This is a genomic window from Shewanella sp. ECSMB14101 (assembly GCF_000773485.1).
GTDB classification, from domain to species: Bacteria; Pseudomonadota; Gammaproteobacteria; order Enterobacterales; family Shewanellaceae; genus Shewanella; species Shewanella marisflavi.
Genome location: NZ_JSFF01000019.1, coordinates 14,446 through 31,696 on the forward strand (window position 1 = coordinate 14,446; position 17,251 = coordinate 31,696).

The following is a 17,251-nucleotide window of genomic DNA, read 5'->3' on the forward strand; positions in this document are numbered from 1 at the left end:
CTTTCGAGTGCCCACACAAGCTGATAGAATAGCGCCGCATAAAAATCCAATAACGATGTACCCGAGAGGATCCTCCGTGAGCACTCCTACCCAGCTAAGCTATAAAGATGCAGGTGTTGATATCGACGCAGGCAATGCCCTGGTTAACAATATCAAATCTGCTGTTAAACGTACCCACCGTCCAGAAGTTATGGGCAACCTAGGTGGTTTTGGCGCACTTTGTGAGTTGCCAACTAAGTACAAACATCCAGTTCTTGTGTCTGGCACCGATGGTGTTGGTACCAAGCTTAGACTGGCTATCGATTATAAAAAGCATGACAGCGTCGGCGTCGATCTCGTGGCAATGTGTGTTAACGATCTTATCGTTGCCGGTGCCGAGCCACTGTTTTTCCTCGATTACTACGCCACAGGCAAGCTAGATGTGGAAACAGCCACCTCTGTCGTTAACGGCATCGCTGAAGGCTGTGCTCAGTCAGGCTGCGCCCTGATCGGTGGTGAAACCGCCGAAATGCCAGGCATGTATGAAGGCGAAGACTACGACTTAGCTGGCTTCTGTGTTGGCGTTGTGGAAAAAGAAGATGTACTCGATGGCTCTAAAGTCGTTGCCGGTGATGCGCTTATCGCGCTGGGCTCAAGTGGTCCTCACTCAAACGGTTACTCGCTGATCCGTAAGGTTCTCGAAGTCAGTCAAGCGGATCCGCAGCAAGATCTTGAAGGTAAGCCACTTATCGATCACCTGCTGGAACCCACCAAGATTTATGTTAAGCCGCTACTTAAGCTGCTTGAAAAGCACGACGTTCACGCAATGGCTCACATCACTGGTGGCGGATTCTGGGAAAACATCCCACGCGTACTACCCGATGATGCCAAAGCCGTCGTAAAAGGTGACTCTTGGCAATGGCCAACTGTATTTAACTGGTTGATGGAAAACGGCAACATCGCAGAATTTGAGATGTACCGTACCTTCAACTGTGGTGTCGGCATGATCATCGCCCTACCACAAGATCAGGTTGAATCAGCTTTGGCACTACTAAAGGCAGAAGGTGAAAACGCTTGGCTTATCGGTGACATTGCCAACCGCAATGGTGACGAAGAGCAGGTGGAGATCCTCTAATGACAGATTGCTGTCGCGTTCTCGTCCTTGTCTCTGGTAACGGCAGTAACCTGCAAGCTATCATTGACGGGTGTGATGACAACCTGCAAGCCGAAGTGGTTGGCGTTATCAGTAACAAGCCAGACGCTTACGGTTTAGTGCGTGCACATCACAGCGAGATAGACACCAGCTGCGTGATCCCCCATCAGGGTGAGTCTCGCAGCGACTACGATCTGCGTCTCAAGGCGGCTATCGACAAGTATCAACCCGACCTGATCGTGCTTGCGGGCTTTATGCGTATCCTAAGCGATGATTTCGTGAAACAGTTTGAAGGGCGAATGATTAACATTCACCCCTCGCTACTACCGAAATATACTGGCTTGCATACCCATCAGCGGGCTATCGACGCCGGTGACAGCGAGCACGGTGCCAGCGTGCATTTTGTGACGCCAGAACTGGATGCTGGCCCGGTGATCCTGCAGGCAAAAGTGCCCGTCTACTCTGAAGACGATGCCAGCATGCTGGCAGCAAGAGTACATGAACAGGAACATGCCATCTATCCGCTGGTCGTAAAATGGTTTAGTCAGCAGCGTCTGCGTATGGCTGACGGCAAGGCCTACCTTGACGACGAGCCACTTGGCCCAATGGGCTATGCCGCCGACTAAGCGCTTTGAGACTAAGCGTTGTGAGATTTAGCGCTGTGAGGCGAACAAAAAAGAGACCCAAGGGTCTCTTTTTTATTGCCCAGGCGAAACTCAGAAAGAAAAGTTAAGAGTGGGAAGTGCCACTCGCGCCCCAAACACTTATGACTAAACCACTTATGACTAAATCAGGTCTATTAGCGGCAAGGCTAAATATTTCACTAAATTACATTGTTTTTAAAACACAATTGGTTTTAGATGAAGGCAATTGACTTTCTGCTAGCAAGACGAGACCTAAGATGAAAAATGTAATTTGTGATATTGATGGTGTGCTGCTACATGACAATAAGTTGATCCCTGGCAGCGATAAGTTTATCCATCGCATTCTTGAACAAGGGAATCCTCTGGTCTTATTGACCAATTATCCGGTGCAAACAGGTAAGGATCTGCAAAATCGCCTTGGCGCCGCCGGGATCCACGTACCAGAGGAGTGCTTTTACACCTCAGCCATGGCCACGGCCGATTTTCTTAAACACCAGACTGGCGACAAGGCATACGTGATTGGCGAAGGCGCCCTCACCCACGAGCTCTATAAAGCGGGCTTTACCATTACCGACATCAACCCCGACTTTGTGATTGTCGGCGAGACCCGCTCCTACAACTGGGATATGATCCACAAGGCCGCCCAGTTTATCGCCAGTGGTGCCCGTTTTATCGCCACCAACCCAGATACCCACGGCCCGTCGCACAGCCCAGCCTGCGGCGCACTGTGTGCCCCAATCGAGCGCATTTGCGGCCGCAAACCCTTCTATGTGGGTAAACCCAGCTCCTGGATCATCCGCAGCGCACTGAACCATATCGGCGGGCATTCCGAAAACACTGTGATCATCGGCGACAATATGCGCACCGATATCTTGGCAGGCTTCCAAGCCGGTCTTGAAACCATCTTAGTCACCAGTGGCGTCAGCCAGGTCAAAGATATCGACAGAGAACCCTTTAGACCGAATCATGTGTTTGACTGTGCTGGCGATATCGACGTCATCTAAGTCTATTGGCCACAGAAATCACTAGCTAAATCGCGCGGCCCAGACCGCGTGGTTTTTATCCCTAGCCTGAACAAGATTTATCGCTAACTGCCCTGCTTTCATTCACTCTCAGCTAAACATAAAGCGTAACATTTAATCGCCCCACCTCCCTTGATATTGACGCTCTTCTTAGTTCATCATGTTGGCGCGATTAATAATACCCATCACAGTAAGTCAGTGATCAGAAACAGCCTAAGAAAAACGTTCGAGAACAAGGCAGAACTTTTTGATAAGTAGTTATTCTACATTCAAAAATGCTAACGCAGTTATCGGGTGTTTTAACAAGCTAGTATGATCAGCGATTTACTACGATGATAACAATAACAATAGGAAGTCCCATGCGATTTGCCCTACCTGCCTGTGCACTGGTACTACTTAGTGCCTGCAGTCAGCATACGTCAGACATAAGCGCCGACGCCAAAACTCCAGAATTTAACGAAGCCAGATTCAGACTGGATATTCAAACCCTATCTTCAGATAAGTTTGAAGGGCGTGCCCCAACCACCCAAGGCGAAACCCTCACTCTAGATTATCTCAGTAAGGCCTTTGCCGCCGCCGGGCTAGTCGGAGCTAACGACGGTAGCTTTTTACAAGCCGTTCCTATGGTCAGTTACACCGCCAGCGAGTCACAGCAAGTGACTCTGGGCGACCTGCCGATGCAATACCGCCAGGATATCGTCCTGGGTAGCCGCCACGATAACCAAGGCATCGACATCAAAGACGCTCCTTTAGTCTTTGTCGGCTACGGCATCACGGCGCCAGAATATGACTGGAACGATTATGAAGATCTGGATATGAAGGGCAAAATAGCCCTTATCCTGGTCAACGACCCAGGCTTTGCCCTGCCCGAGTCGGGCAAGTTTAACGGCAAGGCAATGACCTACTACGGCCGATGGAGCTATAAGTTTGAAGAAGCCAGTCGCCAGGGCGCTCTGGGCGCCATCATCATCCACGACACCAAGCCGGCCTCCTATCCTTGGTCTGTGGTAGAGAACAGCTGGACTGGCGCTCAACAAGATCTGGTGTTCGATAAAGCGATCCAGGATAGCCGTGTACAGGTAGAAGGCTGGATCACTAAGGAAAAAGCCAACGAACTGTTTAACAGCGCAGGGTTATCCCTAGCCACTTTACGGGATCGCGCCGCCAGCAGCCCGGTCAACGTCGCATTAGAAAAAACCGCCAACATTACCTTTAGCAATAAGGCCGAATACGCCAACAGCTATAACGTGGTTGCTACGCTTCCCGGCCAGGACGCCAGTGATGAACAGATCCTCTTTACCGCCCACTGGGATCACATCGGAATGGACCAAAACAAGAGTGGCGATCAGATCTATAACGGCGCTCTGGACAATGCCTCGGGCACAGCTGGTATCCTTGAAATCGCTCGTCAGTTTGCTACGCAAGCCAAACAGGGTAAGCCACTCAAGCGTTCGCTCACCTTTATCGCCACCACTGGCGAAGAACAAGGACTACTGGGCTCGCGATACTACGCAGCTAATCCACTTTATCCACTAGAAAAAACCGTTGCAGTGTTTAACCTGGACAGCACCAATATCTATGGCCGTACATCGGATTTCACCATAGTGGGTAAAGGTAAGTCTCAACTCGAAACTTACCTTGTCGATGCGGCCAGCAGCCAACAACGCACCGCGGTCAGTGAAACACGACCCGAGTCAGGCGGCTTCTTCCGCTCAGATCATTTCAGCTTTGCCAAATATGGCGTACCAGCAGTGTTTGCCGGCGGCGGTAATAACCCTGTCGATGAAGCCACGGCAAAATACAAGGCGGAGATGAAAGAACAGATGAAAGGCTGTTACCACAATGTGTGCGATGAGTATCGCGCCGATTGGGATCTCTCTGGCGCCATAGAAGATCTTGGGGTCTACTATCAGGCTGCCCAGCGCCTAGGCAACAACGGCGACTGGCCAGGCTATTATGCTGGCACAGAGTTCCATCAACTGCGTCCGGCCAAAACAACGGCAACAGCAACCGCCGAATAAATCCGCTTTTGGCAACGACATAATTAAAAAGGCTTCCATTGGAAGCCTTTTTGTTTATTTATCCGCCAGTCACGTCGCTTTTTGCCAACTCGACCAAAACCAGGACTGAGATTCAGAATGCACAAATCTCACCGACAATAACAAACTAAAATTGGTGATTTCACAATTAAAGATAAAAATTACAAAACAATCCTCAAAAACAAGACCGAATTAACGACGAAAACATCTTTAAAATCGACAATTTTATGATGTTTTGACAATCAAAACCCTTGGCAGATGAAGAAAATGCTGTCAAAGTGATTGGCAACTGAGATTTATACCGTTTTTTGGAGCTTTCATTATGTGTTCAATATTTGCGATTCTCGACATCCAAACCGATGCCACGCCGCTGCGCCAGGTTGCGCTAGAGATGTCAAAGCTGCTGCGCCATCGCGGCCCTGACTGGTCTGGGATCTATGCTAGCGATAAGGCTATTCTGGCCCACGAGCGTCTGGCCATCGTCGATATTGAGCACGGTGCTCAGCCGCTGTTGTCAGAAGATCAAAGCCTGATCCTTGCCGTTAACGGCGAGATCTACAACCACAAGGAACTTAAAGCCGAACTCGGTGACAAGTACAGCTATCAGACCAACTCAGATTGTGAGGTGATCCTCGCCCTGTATCAGGAATACGGCACCGAATTTTTGGACAAGCTCAACGGTATCTTCGCCTTCGTGCTCTACGACAAGCGCACAGACAGCTATCTGATTGGCCGGGATCACATGGGTATCATCCCCCTCTACACAGGTCATGATACCGAGGGCAACTTCTACGTGGCCTCAGAGATGAAGGCACTGATGCCCGTCTGTAAGACAGTCGAAACCTTTAAGCCTGGCCATTACCTGACAAAGGGTGGCGAGACCCACTACTACCAGCGCGACTGGAAATCCTTCGAAGCGGTACAAGACAACCCAGCCAGCGTCGAAGAGCTGCGAGGTGCATTGGAAGCCGCCGTCAAGCGTCAGTTGATGTCTGATGTACCCTATGGCGTGCTCCTGTCCGGTGGACTGGACTCCTCTGTCATATCGGCCATCACCCAAACTTTCGCTAAACGCCGTATCGAAGATGACGGTGCCAGCGATGCCTGGTGGCCACAACTGCACTCTTTTGCCGTTGGTCTCACTGGCGCACCGGATCTCGCAGCGGCGCAAAAGGTCGCCGATGCCATTGGCACCATTCACCATGAGATCACCTTCAGCTTCCAGGAAGGCTTGGACGCACTAAAAGATGTGATCTATCACCTGGAAACCTACGATGTCACCACCATACGCGCGGCAACGCCTATGTACCTGATGGCTCGTAAGATCAAGGCGATGGGGATCAAGATGGTCTTATCTGGCGAAGGGGCTGATGAACTGTTTGGTGGCTACCTCTATTTTCACAAGGCGCCAAATGCTCAAGCCTTCCACGAAGAGCTAGTACGTAAGTTAGACAAGCTGCACCTGTTCGACTGCCTGCGCGCTAACAAGGCGATGGCGGCCTGGGGCTTAGAGGCTCGCGTGCCCTTCCTCGACAAAGCATTTATCGATACCGCCATGCGCATTAACCCTGAGGCCAAGATGTCCAAAGGTGGCCGCATCGAGAAGCATATTCTGCGTGAAGCCTTCGAGCACAAGTTGCCTAAAGAAGTGGCTTGGCGTCAGAAGGAGCAGTTTAGCGATGGCGTAGGTTACTCTTGGATCGATGGTCTCAAGGAACATGCTGCGGCGCAGGTAGACGATCTGCAACTGGCAAACGCCAAATTCAGGTTCCCTTACAACACACCGGAAACCAAGGAAGCCTACTTCTACCGTTGCTTCTTTGAAGAGCACTTCCCGTTACCGTCAGCGGCTGAAACTGTACCGGGTGGTAAGTCGGTCGCCTGCTCGACACCAGAGGCTTTGGCATGGGACGAGAGTCTACAGGGGATCATCGACCCCTCTGGGCGCGCAGTGCAGTCGGTACACGAAAGCGCTTACTAAATCTACTCAGTAAAAAAGAGACCAAATGGTCTCTTTTTTAATAGTATTCGATGTGCTGCTCAGCGAAACGCTCGACCTCCCGCATAAACAGCCCCTCTTCATAAGCTTGACCGTTCAGCGCCTGCATCTTAGCCAGCGGCAGGCCGATCTGATGGCGCTTACTTACGGCAAAATAGACCTGACGCTCCTCTTCATAGCTGTAAGTGTGCACCTTTAACTTGTTTTCAAAATCGCTGAAACGCGCTTTTAGGCTAGGCAAGACCACCTCGGAGACGATGAGCAAGTCGAAGCGTCCCTTAAGCAACATATTGGTCGCCGAAATCACATCATTAGTTTCTACCTTATGCAGACTTACATCCTTATCGAAGCGCTCGAAATACTCTGTCTGACGTGAGATAGCTATGGTGAGCGGCGTAAGATCCTCATAGCTTGTCACCGGCGTCAAAGTTTTCTGACTGATAAAGACAAAACGGCCATCGGAGCGATAGGGCAGAAAGTCGCTATAGACTTCGCGCTCTGGCTTGGCGTAGAGTCCCGCCAGTAGATCGACGCCGCCATTTTCCAGCATGTGTAGACAACGGGCAAAGTTGGGACTGGTAATATACTCGAGTCGCCGCTCTAACAAAGCGGCAAACAGCTCAAGTGCTGCGATGTGCTCCCCTTTTGGGGCTTCACCCGGCACCAGAATTTGAAAAGGGGGATAATTATCGACACAAACTCGTATCGCGCCCTCCTCCTTCGCCACTAAGCTAGCAGAAAACAGGCTAGCAGATACAAGCCCTGCCATTAGCCACAAGCCCTTAGTAAACTTCATTCAATAACAACTCCTCGAGCTTTCCTCACCCGCAGACCATGATGCTCCTGATAAATTACACTCAGCTAGCCATTTATCCGCTTAAAATAGTGCGCTTTCGCTATGTCTAACACCTCTATGGTGATACTGGACACTTGGCTACACAGGGGCGCGATGCGCCTATCGATAGTCTGTAACAACAGCTGTTTCTGCTCATCTGTACGTCCGGGCATAATCTTCAGCGTAATATGAATGAAACTGGCATCTTCGATTTCGCCGACACAGCTATACTCGGCGCCATAGGCACGAGTCTTAATCGCGGCAGGCTCAAACAGTTCGCTCTCTATGGCTCCTTGATGCACAGCCTTTACCAGCGCTGAAATCGCTATCTGCTGCGCCAAGGGGGCGCTATATTCCACGATACAATGAGGCATACTTACTCAGACCATACCGCAAACTCGTTACCGTTTGGGTCCTTAAAATGAAAACGACGACCACCGGGAAAAGAGAAGATCTCCTGTGTGATCAAGGCGCCCGCATCGGCAGCTGTGGTCAGACAGACCTCCAGCGCCTTGGCATAAATGACGATCAAAGGCGCGCCGGAGGCGATATTAAATCCTTTATCCGACAGATAAAATCCACCCGCAATACCGGCATTGGTAAAACAGCTGTACTCGGGGCCATAGTCTTCAAACTGCCAATTGAACACCTTTGAAAAGAAGATCTTAGTCGCGGCGATATCCTTAACAGGGATCTCAATATAATTAATAGTTAAATTTTGATTCATTGCATCTCCTTGCTGCGAATCTGCCCAGGCAAACGAGCCAATTATTCTGCACTCAATTTACTCATTATCCTAAGCGAAAGCGAGTATTAAGTCCTATCGGCTTGTTAGTAACAGCCACCAATCAGGCATAAAAAAAGGGAGCCAGGCTCCCTTCATTATTTACTCGATATTATCCCAGCAGCGCCGCCAGTAAACCAATCAGGCCACCAAATACACCACCCCAGACCACCAACCAGCCTAAGTGCTGTTTGATCATCTGCTGCACTATCTCTTTCACCAACTGCGGGGTCAGCTCGGCCAATCGTTGATCGACAATGCTCTTTACCTTGGCCCTGAGATCCGCCAACACATCAGGCTGCTCAATCTCATTTTTGAGCAGTTCATAGAACTCATCACTCTGAGAAAGCTCTACCAAAGAGGCTTTCATTTTGTTGATAAATGGCTCTTTCAGCGGGGCAATCGCCTCTGTGCCACCAAACATAGCCAACATGCCGCCAAACGAGGATTGTTCGACCGTGGTCACCAAGGCATCGAACGCCGGCGTCATGTCCACTTTTTCAATCACAGGTTCAAGATTAATATGGGCAACGCTCCCTCCTTGCTGAGACAGAAATTTATCAATGTTTTCATTGGTAAAAAACTGCTCCATCATCAAGTGGGCGATCCCCGCCTTAAACTCTTCGAATCTTGCAGGTACCACGCCGCTACCATAGAGGCCCGGAACCTTTTCAAACAACATATGAATGGCCAGCCAGTTGGTCACGGCGCCAGACAGAGCAAACAGACCGACGCTAAACAGGATAGGCAGGTCAAGAAAATAGCCGCAGACCACCAACACGGCGGCCAGTAAATTAGTGATAAGGCTCTTATTCACTGATTTATCTCCAAGGATCCAAACTAAAAAAACGCGCTATCTTACCACAAGCAAAATCCCTGAAGACAGACTATCGATTTTAGTTAATAGCGTACTCGGCAAACAAAGTATTGATTTCACTCTCATCGACCATGATAAAGCCATCGCCGCTTAGGTGTTCGCGACGCACTGCAATCACGTTAGTATCATCGGCAAGTTCTTTGGCTTTTTTCACCAAACGCCTGGCAATACCGCGATGGCGGAAGCTTTGTTCGACAAACAGATCATCGAAATACCAAACAGGCTTGAGTAAGCGAGAGCAGAAAGAGGGGTATAACTGAATAAAACCAACGACCAGATCCTCAACCTGAGCAATAAAAATAACCGAATCATTCTCGTGCAGACGAGCACGAATGAACTCACGGCTTTCCACCAAGGCCGCATCCTGCCCCAGACTTTGACGATAACAATCAAATAGGGAGGTTAACGCAGTCAAGTCATCTTCAATTGCAATTCTAATCAGCATATTCCGTCCTTGAAACCTGTATTGACCCAGGATGATAGGTGACAAATACAGTTACATCCTCATGATTTATTTGATGTTATCATAAAAAGACCGAAAAAACAGTGCAAACCTGAATGAAATCGTCGGACCTCTCAGACTAGCCTCGCGGACGGGTGCGCAGATCTTTATATTCGAAAGAGAGGGTATGGATCCGCTCGATGGGAAAGCCATTTAAGAAGGCTACTTCTCGACTCTCATTGACTAAACCAGGCTCACCACACAAAAACAGCTGTTGTTGACGATCAAATTGATGACTCTTTAGTGCCTCTGTAAAGGGGTTGGCATGGATCACTCGACGGCCCTTGCTCTCACTCTGTCCCGTGATGCACGCCTGGTACTGAAACTGGCGATGTTCCAGCATCATCTTTAACAACTTATGATGGAGATAAAGGTCGTTATCATCCCGCGCGCCGACATAAAGAAAAATCTCCCCTTGATGTCCCTGGGCCAAGGCCTGATTCAGGATGCCATAAGCCACCCCTAAGCCACTGCCAAAGGCAACAATAATCAACTTAGTGTCCCGATAGGCGTTGCGATAGTAGCGACTACCCAATGGGCCCTGAACCAAGAGTGACTCGCCAATCCCTGCATGATGGTAGAGCCAGTCACTAAACTGACCATTATACTTGCGTCTGACATGCAGCTCGATCAACGAATCCCCCGGCTGATTCACCGGCGAATAACTTCGGGTGAGACCATCGAAACGTCTGACATTAATATATTGACCAGGATGGTGAAGCAGCGGCTCATCGAGGGAGAGACAGATACGCACCACGGCCTCATTGATAAATTGCTTTTGCTGAATCTTGGCACCGATGAAGAGATCCTGAGGCAAAATAGATTTCAGCCGCAAAGAGGGGGTCGGCTTACATTGACAGGAGCAGAGGTAATGTCGCTGCTTTAGACCCAAGGTCAGTCCACGCTGGGCACCTATCGCCATTTCGCCATCGACATGTTGCAACAGACACGTTTTACACACCCCCTTCTTGCAGGAGTAGTTTACTCTCTGGCCATGACGGATAAGGGTGTCTAACACGGACTCTCCCGCTTGTGCCTCAAATGCCTGACCGTCGAGGTAAAATGTTGTCATAACTATCGATTTATCTCGTAAAAATGTAAATTATTTAATGTTTGGTCGTTCATTATCGTTAATAATACGACTAAAATTATAGCGACTGATTCACAAACGTGCGGACAGTAATTTTCACCGCGCCCTTCCCTGAATCTTTATCAGTTCGTCTACAACATCATTAAGGTCATTATGTCTTCCGTCCCATCTTTTTTTACTCAATTAGGACAAAAATATAAGCAGTTACCTAAATATCAACGATATATTGGTATCAGTCTTACCCTGTATTTAACATGGACCCTATTATTGGGTCTACTGCTTCCTTATGTTTTGACCCAACAAGTCCCAAAACAGCTATCCAAGCAGTTGCAAAGACCCGTGGCGCTAGCAGAGGTGAAGATTAATCCCTTTACCTTAGAAGTCGGGCTCAAGGGATTTGCCATCAATGAAAAAGATGACCAAGCCTTTGTCGGCTTTAACGCCCTCAACCTGAACATCCAGTTTTGGGATTCTCTGTTTCAGCAAGGCCTGAGCCTAACCGATATCACTTTAGATCGCCCCCATGTCAAGGTTAAACGCGTCCAAAGTGAGCAACCGCTGCGGTTTAATTTCTCCGATATCCTGGAAACGTTAGCCCAAAACGGGAAAGCCGACCCAGCGCCAGAACCTGAGACCAGCGAAGCGATCCCCCATTTTATCTTGCATAACCTCGCAATTGTCGATGCTAACCTGCAGCTCATCGACGAGATAACCCAAGGCGAAGTAAGCTACCCCAAGGTTAACCTCAAGGTCGCCAGTTTCGACTCACACAACCCCATAGCCAAAACCCAGCTTGATAGCCAGAACGGCGATAAGGTCAACCGCTATCATATGGAATTCCACAGTGCTCATGGTGGCAAAATAGCCCTCACAGGTCAGGTTCAATTGACACCTTTCGATCTGATTGGTGAAATCAGTCTGACCCATATCGACCTACCGCAGCTTTGGCCCTTTGTTGATGAATACTTTGATGTGTCTCTCGACCAAGGCTATGTGGACTTCACCACTCATTACCGTGTCTCTCTGGTCGATGACAAACTAGAAGCCAGCGCAACCCAAGGAGAGCTCAGCTTTAACGCCCTGCGGCTCGCTCATGAGCAACAGCCGCTGATCACCCTTGGCCGTTTGGCTCTGGTTAACATCAACGCCGATCTGGCTAGCCAGAGCCTTGAAGTTGACGCCTTGCAATCTGAAGACCTAACAGTCAATGCCCGCCTCGACGATAAAGGGATAGACTTAGCCATGTTGCTCGCCCCTAAATTCAGCGGGGATTCACCATCGCCAGCCTCTGCGCCTAAGAGCGGCGACGAGCAAGCAAGCGCCGACAAGTCAGATACAGAGACCTCACTGGCGGAGGCTGAAGCCGGTGCGCCAAGCTGGCATGCAAAGCTAAGCCAAATCGCCCTCAGTAACTATCAACTTAATCTTACCGAGCAGCTGTTTAAAGATGAGAACCACTGGCAAATTGAGCAGTTCGAGCTGACCACAGGGCCTGTAGACGACAGCCTGAGCCAGCCTATCGATTACCAACTAGCGTTGGTGATTAATCAACAAGCCAAGCTAGAGAGTCAGGGGCAGGTCAACGCGCTCGCTAAAACGGTCAGCACCCAGGTGGCCCTTTCTGACCTAGGTCTTAACTGGTTCCAGTCCTATCTTGCACCTTACGTCAATATCAAGGTGGATGGCGGTCGCTTGAGCAGCCAAGGAACGCTGACTGCCGACGCCAGTGGGCAAATGAACTATCAGGGTGCGCTGCAGGTGGACGAACTCCAGGTCAAAGATACTATGGCCAACAAGACGCTGGTCAAGTGGCAGCAACTGGATGTGAATCAACTGATCTTCGATATGCAGGAAAATAGCCTGGCCATAGATCAAGTGACCTTGAGTAAACCCTACGGCCGAATTGTCATTAACGAAGATCGCACCACAAACTTTCAAGATCTTCTGGTCGCCAGCAACGAGCCAGACCAAGAGAGTGTGAAAGACACACCAGCGGATGACACAGCACAGGCGGCCAAACCTATGGCACTGAGCGTCAATAAGGTCCTCTTTAAAGATGGCTCAACCTTCTTTGCCGACAACTCCTTAACGCCCAACTTCGCCGCCAGCATAGAGCAGCTCGAAGGCAATATCGCCAATCTCTCGTCAGGCAGTGACAAGGCGGCAGGTGTCGATATCAAAGGTAAGATAGACAGATACGCTCCAGTCACCTTAAAAGGTGAGATCAATCCGCTTTTGGAGCTGCCCTATCTGGACCTGGATCTTAGCTTTAAACATGTTGAGCTCACCTCGGTGAACCCCTATTCCGGGACTTATGCAGGCTACTATATCGATAAAGGTCTGATGTCACTGGATTTAAAGTATCAGCTAGAAAACAATCAACTGGTAGGAGACAACCACTTGGTGGTCGACCAGCTCCAATTAGGCAAGAAGAGCGACTCGAGTCTGGCTACCTCACTCCCGGTCACCCTAGCCATCGCTTTGCTGCAGGACAGACATGGGGTCATAGATCTTGGACTGCAGGTCTCTGGCGATCTCAACGAACCGGACTTTAGCTTCGGCAGCATCATCGCCACCGCCATTACCAATGTGATAACCAAAGCCGTGACGGCCCCCTTTAGTCTGCTGGCTGGACTACTGGGCTCGGACGATGAGCTCGACAAAGTGGCCTTTGAGCCTGGTCAAGCACAGCTCCCTGAAGAGAGCCAGTCTCTACTAACCAAGCTGTCTAAGGGCTTGGCAGACAGACCTAAGCTGACCGTCAGCGCCAAGGGAGCAGTAGATCTTACCCGTGACAGCCAGGCCCTGATGACAGCTCAGCTGCATCAAGCGCTCATCACCCAGGCTAAGATTGAAGCAACGGCTCTGCCAGCAGATCTCACCGCCAGCACCTTCCCCACCAAGGGCGTGCTATCGGATGCGCTTAAGTCTCTCTATGAGAAAACATTACTACGGGATCCCGATGAAATACTCAAAGAGATAAAGCAGCGAAACACAGAGCAGGAGGTAAGCCAAGAGGAACTACAAACCCGTTGGCATATCGCCCTATACAACTATCTGATATCTGCGCAGCAACTCGCTGACGATGCCCTTGGCCAGCTAGCCCAGCAGCGCGCATTGGCGGTCAAACAATATCTGATTGAAGACGCTAAGGTTGATGCTGGACGAGTCTTTGTTCTCGACAGTCAGGCGGCGCTCGATACCAGCGCACCTCAGGCACTGCTCACCCTCAGCGCCCAGTAAATAAGCAATTGTCACCAGCGGCCAAGGTACACTCTTGGCCGCTTTTTAATACCCTTTCATCCCCCTAGCCAATAAAACCCGCTCCTTTTTTCCTTATGAGTTCACATTTAAGCTCAGGGCTTTGATCTCAATCACGCTTGCGATAGAATCCGCTCCATCAAAAACGTAGAGGAGTCGTTAATGTTTATTGTTCGTTGGGTTTTAGGTCGAATTATCCTGTTTCTGAATTTTGTCTTTACCCCTAAGAAGCGCCAACGTCCGCTGGCCGAGCAAGCCAAAGTCGATGAGCAGACCCAAAGCCTGCAACTGTATCAGTACGCCGCCTGCCCCTTCTGCGTCAAGGTACGCCGAGCCATTCGTCGTCAGGGATTAAATATCGCGACCATAGATGCCAAGCAGACAGATCATCAGCAGACACTGGTAGAACAAGGTGGCCTAGCTAAGGTACCTTGTCTACGCATCGAAGAAGCTGGTGAAACTAAATGGATGTATGAATCTTCAGATATCATAGATTATCTCAATAAACGTTTCGCTTAAGCGATTAAGGGCACCAAAAGGTGCCCTTTTTATTGACCAAACCTAAGCTTAAAGATGAGGCATCATCCCTTTAAGGACGATATCATCGTAGGTTACGACACCAAGGATCTTACCAGCCTCAATCACAGGCGCCTTGTTGATGCCAAAGCGTTCGAATAACCTGGCGGTATAGCGAATGTCCATGTCGGCGTGCACAGATAGCACAGGTTTTATCATGATCTCATAGACATTAACCCGCTCTGGCGATTTGTCTTTGGCCAGCACCTTTCGCGCGATATCGCTCATCAATACCATGCCGTATTCGTCATGCTCGTGGCGTTTATTGACCAAAAGCATACTGACATCATTGCCCACCGCTAACTTGATCGCCTCTGCTACGGTATGCAGACCATCGACCATCACATAACTGTCTTTCATGACGTCACTGTTCTTAATTAGCCTGCTTGGTTTCATAGTTGATCCTCAATCTCTTTGCTGAGTTTTTCGACTTGATGGGCGACACCCACCGCGTCCTCCACATCTATCTGTATAGCAATCCCCTGCCCTGGGTTAGTGTCGAACTCCCCTACCCGACAAATGGTTTCCAAAATGCTGCGACTCATATGCTCCTCTACCAACCAGAGGATCACATCACGCTGAATATCCAGCCCCAACCCCATGAAGGTCTTTTTCTTTTCCAGTCCTTCACCGCGGGCATGGTTAATCACTGTAGCCCCCGTGGCGCCCGCCTCTCGCGCCGCATCGAGCACGGTATCGGTACAGGTGTCATCGACAAAGGCGACGATAAGTTTAAAGCGCATGGTCTCGCTCCTTAGCGGATTTTCGCTGACTTAAGAATTCCACTAGCTGGGCATAACCCATCACAGTGATCATAGGAAACAGGCTAGCAAAGGCAATCAAGCCAAAGCCATCGATAAGTGGGTCACGCCCTGCTACATTGGTTGCTAGGCCCAGGCCAAGCGCCGCCACCAAGGGAACCGTCACGGTCGAAGTAGTGACCCCGCCCGAATCATAGGCCAGCGGCACTATCATCTTAGGGGCATAATAGGTCTGGATCACCACCAGCACATAGCCAGCCATGATGTAGTAATGAATAGGATCGCCCACTACGATACGAAAACAGCCCAGTGATATCCCCATGGCGACACCTATGGCAACTGAGATCCTAAGTCCCTGAATGCCGATGGCGCCGCCCGATACTTCGTTGGCCTTGATTGCCACGGCGATCAATGAGGGTTCGGCAATTGTGGTGCTAAACCCTATGGCGGCGGCAAACAGATAGACCCAAAGGTAGTCTTGCCAAATAAAGGGCGCATCCCCACCCTCGGGGTGAAGGAAGTCCGGCGAGGTTAATTGACTGGCCATACTCTGCCCGATAGGAAACAGCGCCAGTTCCAGCCCCACCAGGAACAGGCTGAGCCCAATGATCACATAAACAAAACCCAACAACACCCGGCGCCAATTGGCGATGGCACGCTTGAGCACGCCAAGCTGAAAACCAAACAAAATAACCGCTATCGGCACCACATCACGGGCGGTCAATAACAGTGTGTCGAGCATAGTACTGAGATAGTTCATCACAACACCCACATGCCATAGAGTAAGACGAAAATCATAGGTGTCAGACTGGCAAAGGCGATCAGGCCAAAGCCATCTAGCATAGGGTTTCGCCCCTTAATCACACTGGCCAACCCGACGCCCAAGGCGGTCACCAAGGGCACGGTAATGGTGGAGGTGGTAACACCACCAGAGTCATAGGCGATACCGATAATATTTTCCGGGGCAAACGCCGTCAGCACCATGACACACAGGTAACCGCCGATGATCAGATAATGAATTGGCCAGCCTTTGAGGATACGAACCACCCCGAGCAGAATAGCCAGCCCCACAGAGATGGCCACAGTGAGCCTGAGTCCCATGGCATAACGATCCATCGCCTCAACACTCGCACCGATAGCACCTGAGTTAGCCGCCACCTCGGCGGCTTCGTTAGCCACGGCGGTTAAAGCCGGCTCTGCAAGCGTAGTACCAAAGCCGAGGGAGAAGGAGAAGACGACTAACCAGAAGACACTGCCTTTACGCGCCAGCGCCTGAGCCAATGACTCACCAATAGGAAATAGCCCCATCTCGAGACCGAATACGAAGAAAGTCAGGCCAAAAACGATAAACACTAAGCCAAGTAGGATCTCGGCCAGGTTTGCCGGAGCCTGTTGCAGCACAAATATCTCAAAGAATGCCACGACACAGATGATAGGCACTAGATCTCGAAAACTACCGAGTAATGAGCGAAACAGGCTGATCAAGGCCGACATGCAGACTCCTTAGCATTGAGGAACTCCTAACACATTTCCCCTTACCTTGAGTGTGCCAACACGCTAACAAATAACAACATTTTTTTCACAAAACCCCACATTTACGTGAGCGACATCAAGTTAAGCAGAGAAAGTCAGCCAAAGTAAGTCTGTTAACTTGGGGTGCTATCCCCTGACAATTGGGGTATGCTCCTCGAGTAACGCATAGCTAAGACTAATAACCAGCGAAATAAAG

At 50.0% G+C, this 17,251-nt stretch carries 17 protein-coding genes; 7 read left to right on the forward strand and 10 right to left on the reverse strand.

Annotation, left to right across the window (positions count from 1 at the left end):
- Positions 1 to 76: 76 nt before the first annotated feature.
- From purM to asnB, 5 genes are all read left to right on the forward strand, one after another.
- The gene (purM, locus tag NY07_RS13990; RefSeq protein WP_033539988.1) at positions 77 to 1,114 is read left to right on the forward strand and encodes a phosphoribosylformylglycinamidine cyclo-ligase; all 1,038 of its coding nucleotides are present in this window, start codon (positions 77 to 79) and stop codon (positions 1,112 to 1,114) included.
- Complete coding sequence (gene purN / locus NY07_RS13995) at positions 1,114 to 1,758, forward strand: phosphoribosylglycinamide formyltransferase (RefSeq protein ID WP_033539989.1); 645 nt, start codon at positions 1,114 to 1,116, stop codon at positions 1,756 to 1,758. Before purM ends, purN begins: the two co-directional genes overlap by 1 nt.
- Before the next feature lie 275 nt (positions 1,759 to 2,033).
- The gene (locus NY07_RS14000; RefSeq protein WP_033539990.1) at positions 2,034 to 2,780 is read left to right on the forward strand and encodes an HAD-IIA family hydrolase; all 747 of its coding nucleotides are present in this window, start codon (positions 2,034 to 2,036) and stop codon (positions 2,778 to 2,780) included.
- Between the two features lie 377 nt (positions 2,781 to 3,157).
- Positions 3,158 to 4,819 (forward strand): M28 family metallopeptidase, encoded by a 1,662-nt coding sequence (locus NY07_RS14005; protein ID WP_033539991.1) that lies wholly within the window; start codon positions 3,158 to 3,160, stop codon positions 4,817 to 4,819.
- A 340-nt stretch (positions 4,820 to 5,159) separates the two neighbouring features.
- Complete coding sequence (asnB, locus tag NY07_RS14010; RefSeq protein ID WP_033539992.1) at positions 5,160 to 6,818, forward strand: asparagine synthase B; 1,659 nt, start codon at positions 5,160 to 5,162, stop codon at positions 6,816 to 6,818.
- Between the two features lie 37 nt (positions 6,819 to 6,855).
- Here asnB and NY07_RS14015 read toward each other — a convergent pair whose 3' ends face one another.
- From NY07_RS14015 to NY07_RS14040, 6 genes are all read right to left on the reverse strand, one after another.
- A complete protein-coding gene (locus NY07_RS14015; RefSeq protein ID WP_033539993.1) occupies positions 6,856 to 7,632 on the reverse strand; it encodes a substrate-binding periplasmic protein in 777 nt (258 codons plus the stop codon).
- Between the two features lie 65 nt (positions 7,633 to 7,697).
- The gene (locus tag NY07_RS14020) at positions 7,698 to 8,045 is read right to left on the reverse strand and encodes a 5-carboxymethyl-2-hydroxymuconate Delta-isomerase (RefSeq protein WP_033539994.1); all 348 of its coding nucleotides are present in this window, start codon (positions 8,043 to 8,045) and stop codon (positions 7,698 to 7,700) included.
- 2 nt (positions 8,046 to 8,047) lie between these two features.
- Positions 8,048 to 8,398: a VOC family protein gene (locus tag NY07_RS14025; RefSeq protein ID WP_033539995.1), complete on the reverse strand. Its 351-nt coding sequence runs from the start codon at positions 8,396 to 8,398 to the stop codon at positions 8,048 to 8,050.
- Between the two features lie 169 nt (positions 8,399 to 8,567).
- Positions 8,568 to 9,272 (reverse strand): hypothetical protein, encoded by a 705-nt coding sequence (locus tag NY07_RS14030; protein ID WP_033539996.1) that lies wholly within the window; start codon positions 9,270 to 9,272, stop codon positions 8,568 to 8,570.
- 79 nt (positions 9,273 to 9,351) lie between these two features.
- Positions 9,352 to 9,777 carry a GNAT family N-acetyltransferase gene (locus NY07_RS14035; protein WP_033539997.1) on the reverse strand — a complete coding sequence of 142 codons (426 nt, stop codon included), beginning with the start codon at positions 9,775 to 9,777 and terminating at the stop codon, positions 9,352 to 9,354.
- A gap of 136 nt (positions 9,778 to 9,913) precedes the next feature.
- Positions 9,914 to 10,906, reverse strand: a complete 993-nt coding sequence (locus NY07_RS14040) for a 2Fe-2S iron-sulfur cluster-binding protein (RefSeq protein WP_033539998.1) — start codon at positions 10,904 to 10,906, stop codon at positions 9,914 to 9,916.
- Positions 10,907 to 11,077: 171 nt separating this feature from the next.
- Between NY07_RS14040 and NY07_RS14045 the strand changes: the two genes are divergently transcribed.
- Entirely contained in the window at positions 11,078 to 14,167 is a 3,090-nt protein-coding gene (locus tag NY07_RS14045) for a DUF748 domain-containing protein (protein ID WP_033539999.1), read from the forward strand.
- Between the two features lie 180 nt (positions 14,168 to 14,347).
- Positions 14,348 to 14,704: a glutathione S-transferase N-terminal domain-containing protein gene (locus NY07_RS14050; protein ID WP_033540000.1), complete on the forward strand. Its 357-nt coding sequence runs from the start codon at positions 14,348 to 14,350 to the stop codon at positions 14,702 to 14,704.
- A gap of 48 nt (positions 14,705 to 14,752) precedes the next feature.
- Here the strand turns inward: NY07_RS14050 and NY07_RS14055 are convergent, their stop codons facing one another.
- From NY07_RS14055 to NY07_RS14070, 4 genes are read right to left on the reverse strand one after another with little or no spacing between them, the layout of a single operon-like run.
- Positions 14,753 to 15,157 (reverse strand): CBS domain-containing protein, encoded by a 405-nt coding sequence (locus NY07_RS14055; protein ID WP_033540001.1) that lies wholly within the window; start codon positions 15,155 to 15,157, stop codon positions 14,753 to 14,755.
- Positions 15,154 to 15,504: a P-II family nitrogen regulator gene (locus NY07_RS14060; protein ID WP_033540002.1), complete on the reverse strand. Its 351-nt coding sequence runs from the start codon at positions 15,502 to 15,504 to the stop codon at positions 15,154 to 15,156. Before NY07_RS14060 ends, NY07_RS14055 begins: the two co-directional genes overlap by 4 nt.
- Positions 15,494 to 16,282, reverse strand: coding sequence for a DUF1538 domain-containing protein (locus NY07_RS14065; protein WP_181404188.1), 789 nt, complete (start codon positions 16,280 to 16,282; stop codon positions 15,494 to 15,496). Before NY07_RS14065 ends, NY07_RS14060 begins: the two co-directional genes overlap by 11 nt.
- Positions 16,282 to 17,016, reverse strand: coding sequence for a DUF1538 domain-containing protein (locus tag NY07_RS14070; protein WP_033540004.1), 735 nt, complete (start codon positions 17,014 to 17,016; stop codon positions 16,282 to 16,284). Before NY07_RS14070 ends, NY07_RS14065 begins: the two co-directional genes overlap by 1 nt.
- Positions 17,017 to 17,251 lie beyond the last annotated feature (235 nt).